This is a genomic window from Variovorax sp. P2_H12 (assembly GCF_056403395.1).
This window is the reverse complement of record NZ_JBFUFO010000062.1, coordinates 18,350-28,822: the sequence shown is the minus strand read 5'-3', so window position 1 is coordinate 28,822 and position 10,473 is coordinate 18,350. Positions and strand designations below refer to the sequence as shown.

10 protein-coding genes are annotated in these 10,473 nt (G+C 63.5%); all 10 read right to left on the bottom strand.

Features of this window, described 5'->3' with window-relative positions; translation table 11 throughout:
* Nucleotides 1-464 (bottom strand): outer membrane beta-barrel protein (locus tag AC1DYK_RS32880; RefSeq protein ID WP_478170113.1); only part of this gene is annotated, 464 nt, incomplete at its 3' end.
* A gap of 433 nt (nt 465-897) precedes the next feature.
* Nucleotides 898-1,536, bottom strand: coding sequence for an RICIN domain-containing protein (locus AC1DYK_RS32875; RefSeq protein ID WP_478170112.1), 639 nt, complete (start codon nt 1,534-1,536; stop codon nt 898-900).
* A gap of 101 nt (nt 1,537-1,637) precedes the next feature.
* The gene (locus AC1DYK_RS32870; protein WP_478170111.1) at nt 1,638-2,873 is read right to left on the bottom strand and encodes a formylglycine-generating enzyme family protein; all 1,236 of its coding nucleotides are present in this window, start codon (nt 2,871-2,873) and stop codon (nt 1,638-1,640) included.
* A gap of 83 nt (nt 2,874-2,956) precedes the next feature.
* Nucleotides 2,957-4,387, bottom strand: coding sequence for a DUF2252 domain-containing protein (locus AC1DYK_RS32865; RefSeq protein ID WP_478170110.1), 1,431 nt, complete (start codon nt 4,385-4,387; stop codon nt 2,957-2,959).
* A gap of 32 nt (nt 4,388-4,419) precedes the next feature.
* Nucleotides 4,420-5,628: a hypothetical protein gene (locus AC1DYK_RS32860; protein ID WP_478170109.1), complete on the bottom strand. Its 1,209-nt coding sequence runs from the start codon at nt 5,626-5,628 to the stop codon at nt 4,420-4,422.
* A gap of 26 nt (nt 5,629-5,654) precedes the next feature.
* A complete protein-coding gene (locus tag AC1DYK_RS32855) occupies nt 5,655-6,185 on the bottom strand; it encodes a hypothetical protein (RefSeq protein ID WP_478170108.1) in 531 nt (176 codons plus the stop codon).
* Between the two features lie 103 nt (nt 6,186-6,288).
* Nucleotides 6,289-6,663 carry a hypothetical protein gene (locus AC1DYK_RS32850; RefSeq protein ID WP_478170107.1) on the bottom strand — a complete coding sequence of 125 codons (375 nt, stop codon included), beginning with the start codon at nt 6,661-6,663 and terminating at the stop codon, nt 6,289-6,291.
* Between the two features lie 9 nt (nt 6,664-6,672).
* Complete coding sequence (locus AC1DYK_RS32845) at nt 6,673-9,165, bottom strand: arylsulfatase (RefSeq protein ID WP_478170106.1); 2,493 nt, start codon at nt 9,163-9,165, stop codon at nt 6,673-6,675.
* 187 nt (nt 9,166-9,352) lie between these two features.
* The gene (locus AC1DYK_RS32840; RefSeq protein ID WP_478170105.1) at nt 9,353-9,733 is read right to left on the bottom strand and encodes a response regulator transcription factor; all 381 of its coding nucleotides are present in this window, start codon (nt 9,731-9,733) and stop codon (nt 9,353-9,355) included.
* A 103-nt stretch (nt 9,734-9,836) separates the two neighbouring features.
* The gene (locus tag AC1DYK_RS32835) at nt 9,837-10,388 is read right to left on the bottom strand and encodes an OmpA/MotB family protein (protein ID WP_478170104.1); all 552 of its coding nucleotides are present in this window, start codon (nt 10,386-10,388) and stop codon (nt 9,837-9,839) included.
* Nucleotides 10,389-10,473: the final 85 nt, after the last annotated feature.

Sequence of the window (10,473 nt, the reverse complement as noted above, 5' to 3'; positions counted from 1 at the left end):
ATGAAGCTCGAGTGGCTGTCGTTGATGCCGAACGCCCGCTCCACCTTGTTGTCGATGGCACCGATCCCGCCCACGAGATAGGGGTGCACGCTGTTCGACTGCCAGCGGTTGATCCCCTGGCGGCCCAGGAAGAACCACTGCGCGTCAAGCGTGCCGCTCCAGTTCTTGTACTTGTCAGTGCTGTTGAAGGCGCCAAAGCCGGTACCGAAGTTGCCGTCGAGCTCCTCGTACTGGCCACGCAACTCGATGTTCCAGCTGGGGCTGATCGGCTTGCCAATGGACAAGCCTCCGCCCCAACCGTTGTCGGCGTTGCGGTCACCGTCCGGATGAACGTAGGCACCGAAGGGCGTGATGTACCAGCGGTCGTCGAAGTACTGGTCCGCTGTGTACGTGGTCTGCGCAAGGCAGGCGCCATACGGGACGGCAAGAGCACAGAAAGCTGCAAACGTATGTCTGTCGAACATGTAAACCTCACAAAGTGAATGTTGATGAACGAAGCCTCAGCCGGAGCCAGTCGAGGCCAACAATAGAGGCGGCCAAGCAAGCCGGCCTGCATATACGCAACCAAATGTTTCGCCTTGTAGCTAACGCAGCACTTTCAGTTTCACTTTGTCAGTCGTTGAAACGTGCTATTTGCGCGTCGGCAACACGCGGCCCGAAGGGGGCGGCGTGTTGCCGCGGGCACTTGTGGCAAATCGAGATGTCTTTCAGCGGTTTCCGGGAGGTTTTCGGGAAGGCCCGGTTCTGCGCCGCAGATGCTCGGCCTGTGGAGACAGCTACAACGGGTTGGGCAACACCGATCGGTGGGATGTCGAGAGACCGGACGTGCAGCAAGAGTGGCTTGACGGGCCATCAGCGTGACTGGCCCAGACTTCAGCCGAGGTTGAACCCAGCATCTCAATTCTGTACGTCGACCAGTGCCCACTCCTGGTTGACGCCGTTGGGTGCGCTGAACCTCGTCACGCAGTCGCGGGCGCGCAAGCCTGCGCCTTGTTCGGGCAGTCCTGACAGCTGAACCTCCGCCGCATCCAGGCACCGCCGTCCGCGGTCGTGATAGTTCTCCAGGACCGTTCGCCGTTCCAAGAGACACAGGCTTCGGACAGGGCATTCGGCCGCCGTCATGACCACGGGCCGCAACCGCCACAGCTGAGAAGCGTCTCCACTGCATGTCTCCTGGACTATCGCCGCGCCGGACTGGAAACCATGGGTCCTCAGACACTTCCCTGAATGTCTCGCCCGCAGCATGAACCACTGTTCTTGCAAGGGCTCCGAATCGCCGGGTCGAGTGAGCCGCTGGACGCTGAACTGTTGGCTCGGGCCGCCGTAGTGCGGCCAAAGGACCACCGGCGCACCATCATCCATACGGCGCGCAACGACTTCGGCCATCATGAGCGTGCCGGAATTGACCACGTAGAAGTACGGGACGTCGTCGGCAGCAGCCCGAGGCATCGCGGCGAGCACCGCCGTGGCGACCAAGATCAGTGTGACAGCGAGTCGAGACTTGGAACTGCGAAGCGCGATGCGACCAGCAAGCATGACAACCTCCGTCCGCGACGCGCCTGCCTCGGTGCCCCAACCGCTGCGACACCGCCTGCCAAGTCCGGAAGCTGCAAGACTGAACCTTCCGCCTTCAGGCGTCAATATGGCGGAGGTGGCGCCCTGCCCGCAATCAAGACCGTAAGTCGATCGACAGCGAGATCGCGGTCGGACGGCAGCGCCGCGCGACGTTGCGACCATGTGCCCGCATCCATCACGAGCCGGAAGCCGAGGTGCGACATGCTGGTATAGGGGTCGGTGCCGCGCCGCGCGCTCGGGCGGTAGCTCATGCAGTAGTCCTCGTTGCAGAGGAAGGATCCGCCGCGCGTCACGCGCCTGGGCGCGCCTACCGGGACGCCAGGCTCGCTGGGTTCCCAACTGTCCGACGGCCCCTGTGAATCGACCTGCACGTTGCCGCTCCTGAGCACGCGCGCGAACTGGTCGGCGCGGTACCAGTCGGCCACCCACTGCCAGGCGTTGCCGGTCATGTCCTGGAGCCCGTAGCCATTGGCCGGGAAGGTGCCGACCGGGCTGGTGCCCACGGCGCCGCCGGCCTTGGCGCTGACCACCGGGAACGGGCGGCTCTGCTGGCCTTGCCAGACATTGGCCATCTGCTTGCCGCCGGGCGCGAAATCCTCGCCCCAGACGTAGGTGGCCTGCTCGAGCCCGCCGCGCGCGGCGAACTCCCATTCGGCTTCGGTGGGCAGGCGCTTGCCGGCCCACTTCGCGTAGGCCAGCGCATCGTCGTGGCTGACCTGCACCACCGGATGATCGTCCTTGCCCGTGATGCTGCTGCCCGGGCCCTGCGGATGGCGCCAGTCGGCGCCCGGCACATAGCGCCACCAGCGCGAGAAGTCGCGGTAGTCCACCACGGCGGGCGTGCCCACGAACACCATGGCACCGGCCACGAGCTGCTCGTCCGGCGGGCGCGGCGTTCCAGGCATCACCTGCGGCGCGATGGTGTCCCAGTCGGGCTTGCGTTCCGCGGTGGTGACGTAGCCGGTGGCATCGATGAAGGTGCGGAACTCCTCGTTGGTCACATGGTGGCGGTCCATCCAGAAGCCCTTGACGCGCGCGAGGTGCGCGGGGCGCTCATTGGGCTGGGCCAGCTTGCTGTCGCTGCCCATGCGGAAGTCGCCGCCGGGCACCCATGCCATGCCGGCCGGGCCCTGCGTGCCGTCTCCGATGACCACGCGCGGCGGGCCGGCCGCATCGCCGCGCTCCCACCACTGGGCGACCGCGAAATAGCCGGCCGCCGCCGGGAGCACCGCCGCGATCACCAACGCCGCTACCGTTCGCCAGCCGCGCCCCGAAGCCCGGACTGGCCGCGCGGACATCGTCGATGGCATTGGTGCCCGAGTCTTGCCCGCATTCGACTGGGCGGTCGGCGTGCGCCTCTTGCCTCGCTTGCTCATGGCGCTCATTCGGGCTCGATCACCACGTCCACTCGCCCTGACTGCACGGCCTTCCTCAGGATCTCGTGGTCGCGCTCGCTCTGGTCCGCATAGGCCGTGGCGAACTTGGCAATCGCCTTGTCGAAGACATCACTCTTGCCAAGGTAGCCGCTGATGGCGGCCGGTTCGCCGGAGCGGGCGTGGGCGCGCGCCAAGGTCCAGGCGCACACGGCCGCATAGTCGATCATCAAACTTGGCGTGAAAAGTTCGACGAGGGCGCCGAACTTCATGTCCCGCAATTGGCGAATGTAGAAATGCCGGCCGAGGTTCCCCTGTGTCCATCCGAGGAAGATGTCGCTCGCCGACTGGATGAGCCTGTATCCATTGACGACCCGCTGACCATGGTTGGCGTGCAAGCTCTTGCCGGCATACGGCTCGAGCACGGATGCGCGAGCCTCCTTGACTTGAAGAAAAAGCGGGTCGCCTTCGCTGGCCATCAGCAATATCACGGCGCAATAGGTGCCCACGCTGCCAACACCCACCACCTTCATTGCCAGATCCTTGAGGTCGTATCGGTCGAGCAGCCAGCGTCGGTCTTCCTGGATCGATTCCCGATAAGCAGCAAAACCCTCTTTGGCACGCTCGAGGTAGTTTTCCGATTCCTTGCCCGCCAGGTGGAAGATCAGGGGCGGGTTGTCCTTGATGCGGGGGACTTCACCCGCCATCTCGGCAAGCTTCGGAAAGTCATGCTCGAGTACGCTGCGCTCGCGCGCCGCTGCAGCGCGCTTCTGGATGCGCTTTCGGGCGTCCTCGTTCGTCAATGTGGCCAGTGCTTTCTTGACATCGATGCTCGAATACCAGACCTCCAGTGCCGACATCTTGCTGTACTCGGCCATGCGCTCGCGATACGAGCGGGCGCAGGCCAGAACGGTGTCGCGGGCCATTTCCTCGCTGAAGTGAACGTTTCGGCAGGTCAGCACGAAGCTGGCGGCCAGGCGCTTGACGTCCCACTCCCAGGGAGCCGGCAGGGTCTCGTCCATGTCGTTGATGTCGAAGATCGCGCGCCGTTCCGGCGTCACGAAGGCGCCGAAGTTCATCAGGTGGCAGTCGCCGCAGGCCTGCACGCGAAGCCCGGTCGCCGGCAACGCCGCCAGGTCGGCGGCCATGTTGAGCGCCGCGCCTCGATAGAAGGTGAAGGGCGAACGCACCATGCGCCCGAAGCGGATCGGGATCAGATCGGGCATTCGTCCAACGTTGGATTCCTGCAGCAGTTGCAGAGGGTCCGGGCGATCGGCGGGCGGCTTCCAGGCTGCGAGGGATTCGCGGGGACAAGTGCCGCGAAGTCTCTTGCCCATCGCCTGAAGATCGGCGCGCGACGGGCGCAGGGGGCGTGGCTCGTCAGCGACTGTCGACTGCGCTTTTGACGTTCCACGTGTCTTGTTCAGATCTTTCGCCATGAGGGCCTCCTTTCGAACCGGCCAGTCGTCACCTATACGAGGATCTTCAGCAAACGATCGAGCACTTCTTGCGCCGAAAACATCGTCAAGGTGAGAGGAAGGACTGGAAGCAGCGTGGTTGCCGCAAGGTGCAATACCGTCTTCCAGGTGAACGGTGCCCAGCGCATCCCCTCCGCGATCGCAAAGCTATTGCTCATGTCCGCCATCGACTGGATGTCCGCGCTACCGAGCAGAGGTTCATCGGATTTCGCCCCTCCGCGCAGCCATTTGCGCTCGAACTCGCGCACGTACCGGCTGGCCAGCGCCCCATATTCGAGTTGGCCCTTGCGCCCCGCCTCGAGCTGAGGGCTGAACACCAGCAGGGGACCGAGTATCACGAACACCATGAATGCGACGACCGCGACAAGTTCGACCTCGAACTGGACGAGCCTGGCGCCGGCGAAGAAGATCCTGTCGGCCATCATTCCGGCGAGCACGGTTCCCTGCGCGAACAGGAGCGGTGCAAACGCGACTCGCACCAGCGAGAGAAACCCCAAACCGCCGCAGCGATCCGGGTGACCCGGGAGAAGATTCAGCTTGATACGCGAGACCTGCCAAAGGAAGCGCGCCCATATGAAGAGCCTGAAGTACCAGCGCAAGAACAGGAACTGGAACATCGGCATGCTCACACAGGCCAGCCACCAGCCGGCGAGCGTCAACTTCATCTCGCCACTCGCGACACTGCCGTACCAGCTCGACACATCAAGCGTCAGTTCCCTGCGCCACACGACCAGGATGCCTATGCCGTACACGATGGCAATGAGGAGCAGTTCCGCGCCGATCGAATTTCGCACGCGCATCGCCGAGGCGACAGCCAGGTCGAATTGCTTGCGCCGGTCGTCCGGGATCAGTCCATCGTCCAGAAACGGCCTCACGACCGCGCGCACGCGCCGATGGACGACGAGTTCGGAAACGATCAGCAGAGGCAGCGCAATGAGCAGACGAACTTGCAGTTCGAGGTCACGAAGAAACGGAAGATCGACCCCGGGGCCCCACGCGCGACCTTCGGCGATGGACAACAAAAGCAGCGGCATCCAGGCAAGAAGCACCATGACGACCGTCCGCCGATGCGACAGGCTTCCCGCATCGTCTGCGAGGTGGGCACGCCGCCAGAACTGGAACAACGGACCACCGAGCACGAGCGAAAAGTCTTCCGGGCCAAGATCGCCCGATTTGTCGACGCTCGCAATGACAGTGGCCATTGCATGTTCTCCCCGTGCGACACCCCTCAGCGGATGACGGCTCGGCGGTAGCTCCGTCGCGCCACGCCGGCATATGAGACCGGCGTCATGGGCATCCCGATGACGTCGATGAACACCGAGACCTCCGCACCCTTTGCGGGCATGTCGCCCTGAAGGATCTGGACCGTATAGGACAGGTCGCCGCCTTTCAATTCCGGGGCCTTTAGCACAGCAATGACCTGTCGCAGTTCCTTGCCCTCGAGAATGGAGATGTCGGCATTGGGCGGATCGGAAAGGAAGCTGTCCTTGCCTTGGCTCCAGAACGGGACAAACGCCGCGGTCTTCATGTTTCCCGCAATCCGCTCGGGGCGATCGGAGAAGAACACCGTCACCGGGCTCACCCCGTGCAGGGTCAGCTTGCTGCTCCCTTTGTCAAAGCTCATGCTGTTCGCCGTTTGCACGAACAGGAAATCAGGTGGCTTGGCAGGCTGCGCAGCGTCCTGCGCCACTACGGGCGAGATCGCTGTCACTGACGCGAGAAGGGTCGCGGAAGAAACAAAGGTGCGTCGGGTTGTCATAACCATCTCCAGAAAGTTGAACCGCCTGCAAGTACCGGCCGACCATGTGACCGTCCGGGCTGTACTCGTCGTCGTTGAACGTTGCTGCCTGGCTGGCCTCCACTCAAATCGTGCGTCGCGTGTCGCGCCGCCGCATCCATAGCAGCAGGGCGATGACGATGTGAAGCAAGGCGGCCGGCCACAACAATGGGCCTCCGACATGCACGACCGCACCGAGGTAGCCGAACAGCAAGGCGACCAGGGTGTTGTAAGTCAGCATGGCACGGAATGCGGCGGAGCTGACATCCGGGCGATGCCGTTCAGGCCAGCACGCCAATCCCAGCGAAAAAAGCGCAACGCCCACGAACCGGCCAAGCCATATCGCCAGGTCCGTGGTGTTCTCCCGCAGCAGCCATGGGAGGACGATGGACGGCGCGATCATGAGCGCGATTCCCGTGCCGGCCTCCGATGCTGCGGAGAAGATGAGAACCCGCCGCATGTCCCGCACCTAGTCCTTCGCCCTGGCGAGCGCGTGGGCGCGCGCCGGAGCCTGCTTCTGCTCTTCCTTCGTCAACTGGGCAGGCTTGAGGTTGAAGGTCAGCTTGTCGATCGTGCCGGTGAACTTGAACGGAGGGTCGTAGCGATACTCCAGCAGCGCCACGCCGGTGCGCGTGTCCTGCCCGACGTCGAAGGTCTCGTCCTCCGGGAACGTGATCGGGGTGGAGTTCTTCATGGTGTTCCTGGCCACTTCCTTGCCATCCACCGAGAGCACGCCCGTCCCTCCCTTGCCCAAGCCCGGGCCATCGACCTTGTAGTCGAAGACGATGGTGTGCTTTCCCGCGCCGAGCTCGGGCCCGGCCCACGTCGTGCGCTTGAGGTTGAGGAGGTTGTAGACGAACACAGGCTTGCCACTGCGGACGCCCCCCACACCCTTGCTCAGCAAGAGTGCGTAGCCGCCGAAACGCCCGCCGTCGGTGACGATCACGCCTTCAGCGCCGCCTTTGGGAATCGTGACCTCGGCGGTGATCGTGTAGGACTTGTTCAGGATGCTCGGAGCGCCGCTGTTGGGAACGCCGGTCAACACCCCGCTGTAGGTAAAGACGGTTCGTCCTGCAGTGAGGGTCGGCCTCGGCCCGTTCCAGCGCGACAAAGACGAGTTGTCGAGCGGCAGTACATCATGCTTCTGTGCCTCCGCGTAGAAGACGTCCTGCAGCTGCTTGAGCTTCTCCGGCATCTTGGCCGCCAGGTCCGTCGACTCCGTAGGATCTTCGGCGACGTTGTAGAGCTCCCACTTGTAGCCGGTGATCACGTCGGGCGGCGTGGCCGTGCTCAGTTCCCAGGGAAGCGTCGCCGGGGTGGTGGCCGCCACCCAGCCGTCGTTGTAGATCGCGCGGTTGCCGAGCATTTCGAAATACTGAACGGTGCGCCGCGATGGAACTCCGGCGTTTGCCTTGTCCCACGTGTAGGCCATGCTCACGCCGTCCATGGCGCGCTGCTTGATGCCGTTGAGCGTCTCCGGCGCGGGAATGCCGGCCGCTTCGAGAATGGTGGGCGTGATGTCGATCAGGTGATGGAACTGGCGGCGGATACCGCCCGCGTCCTTGATGTGGCCAGGCCATGACATCACCATGCCCTGCGAGGTGCCGCCGAAGTGCGATGCGACCTGCTTCGTCCACTTGAACGGCGTGTCCATGGCCCACGCCCAGGGCGCCGCGAAATGCGGGAAAGTCCGCTCGGACCCCCAGAACTCGTACCAGAGGAACTGAGCCTTGACCGGCACGGCAACGCCGTTGAAGGTGGTGAACTCGTTGGGCGTGCCATTGAGCATGCCTTCCGGACTTGCACCGTTGTCGCCGCTGATATAGATGATCAGGGTGTTGTCGAGCTGGCCGAGGTCTTCGACAGCCTGGATGACGCGGCCGATCTCGTGGTCGGTGTAGGCCAGGTAGGCGCCGTACACGTCAGCCTGCTTGATGAAGAGCTTCTTCTCCAGGACGCTGAGCGAGTCCCACTGGGGAAGCTCCTTCGGCCAGGGGGTCAGTTGGGCGTTGGCAGGCATGATGCCCAGCTTCTTCTGATTGGCGAAGATGGTCTCGCGCAGCTTGTTCCAGCCGCCGTCGAAGAGATGCATGTCGCCGATCTTCTTGATCCACTCCGGCGTCGGGTGGTGCGGGGCGTGTGTGCCGCCGGGAACGTAGTAGACAAGGAATGGCTTGTCGGGTGCGATGGCCTTGTTCTGCTTCATGTACTGGATCGCCTCGTCGGCCATGGCCGTGGTCAGGTTCCAGCCCGGCTTGCCTTCGAAGGGATAGATGGCCGTCGTGTTGCGGTACAGGTTGGGCTGCCACTGGCTGGCGTCGCCGCCGACGAAGCCATAGAAATACTCGAAACCCAGGCCGCCCGGCCACTGATCGAAGGGCCCGGCCTGGGTCGATTGGAAGGAGGGCGTGTTGTGGTTCTTTCCGAACCAAGAAGTCGCGTACCCGTTTTCCTTCAGGATGGTGCCAACCGTACCGTTCTCCTTCCTGATGACCGAGTTGTAGCCGGGGAAACCCGTCGCGATCTCGCCCACTACGCCGGTGCCCGCCACGTGATGATTGCGCCCGGTGATCAGCGCCGCGCGCGAGGGCGAGCAGAGCGATGTGGAATGGAAATTGGTGTAGCGCACGCCGCTCTTCGCGATGCGATCCATCGCCGGCGTCGGAACGACGCCACCGAATGTGCCCGGCGCGCCGAAGCCGACATCGTCCGTCATGATGAGCACGACATTGGGTGCTTTCTTGGGCGGCACGACGCGCGGCGCCCACCACTCCTTCGACTCCGAAGCCTTTTGCTTGATCTCCCCGCCGAACTTCGGATCGGGTGGCGGCAGCTGCTTGCCATCGAGCGTCGTCGTGGAGCCTGCCGCGCCGGGGACACCGGTGACTTGCTGAGCGAGCGCCATCCCGTTTCCGAGAAGGGCGATAGTGATGGCACCGGCCAGGATTTTGGGTATGCACATGATCTTTTCCTTCTCCATGCTTTTGATCGAAATTCTGCGCAATCAGGGCAGGCTTCGGGCCACAGTGCGTTCGGTGTCTTCACGGAAGCGGCGCTAGTATTCGGCGGACCGTGCCTGCATGAAATACGACCATGGTGTTATGCGGCTCATGGCCCACGGCTTTCGAATCGCCAAACCCCATCTGCTTCTAGCGACCGAGATCCGGTCCGCCTCCCGCAAAGGCCAGATCAAGCGCCTCCAGAAGGTCTTCCTTGGTGAATGGTTTGCGAAGTACCGCCACCGGATGGAGCCGGGCGAGTTGCGCATCCAGACCTTCGCGTTCGGATGCCGTGATGAAGATCGTCGGGCGGTCCTCTCCGGACTCGACCAGCGCCTGCTTGAATTCGATTCCGCCGGTGCCGGGCATGTCGACGTCCAGTACCAGGCAGGCTTCGTGCTTGGCCGACCCGGAGTCCAGCAGGGCCTCGACACTCTCAAACGACTCTGCCTCGAAGCCTGCAAGTCGCATCATCCGTACCAGCGCGCGGCGCAGCGAGGCGTCGTTGTCAATGAGGAGTACGCGTCGCATGGAGCGGTCCGCGGAAATCACAACTGGACTGCCTGTCGACCCCGCACCACGCGACATGCGATCGTCCTGCATCGCGTGCGAAAGGGGTCGGCAGGCAGGGCGACTAGGGTCGGCTGGCAGCGGCGATCACGATCTCCACGCGACGGTTCTTGGCCTTGCCCTGCGGTGTGTCGTTACTGGCCACCGGTCGCGCATCGCCGAAGCCCTGTGCCGAAATGCCGCTCGGTGGCACTCCCTTCGAAATCAGGAAGCGCGTGACCGCGTCCGCCCGGGCCGACGAGAGTTCCAGGTTGGACGGGAAGCGTGCCTTCAGCGCCGGGCCGATGGGCTCGTTGTCGGTGAACCCCTGGACCACGATTTGCTGGCCAGGCAGGTTCGCCAGCGTCGGGGCGATCTTGGCGAGTGTCGCTTCGCCCTTGGCGTTGAGCGTCCAGCCGCCTTCGGGGAACAGCAACTCGTTGACCATCGTCACCTTGAGCTGGTTCTGCAACTGCGTGATCTGCGCCTGGTCGCTGCTCAGTTCGCTCGAGAGCTTGGTGTTGAGCGCCTGGTAGTTGTTCGCAGTTGCCACTTCGGCGTTGTACTTCTTCTCCGTCACGCAACCGGCGGCCAGGACCGCGGCACACAACAGGACGACGAGATTGACTGATTTCATGATGACTCCTTGGGGTAAATGCCACTTCTCGAGGCATCGCGCTCGACCCGCAGAAACGTGAAGTGCGGGAAAGGTGGCAATCAAG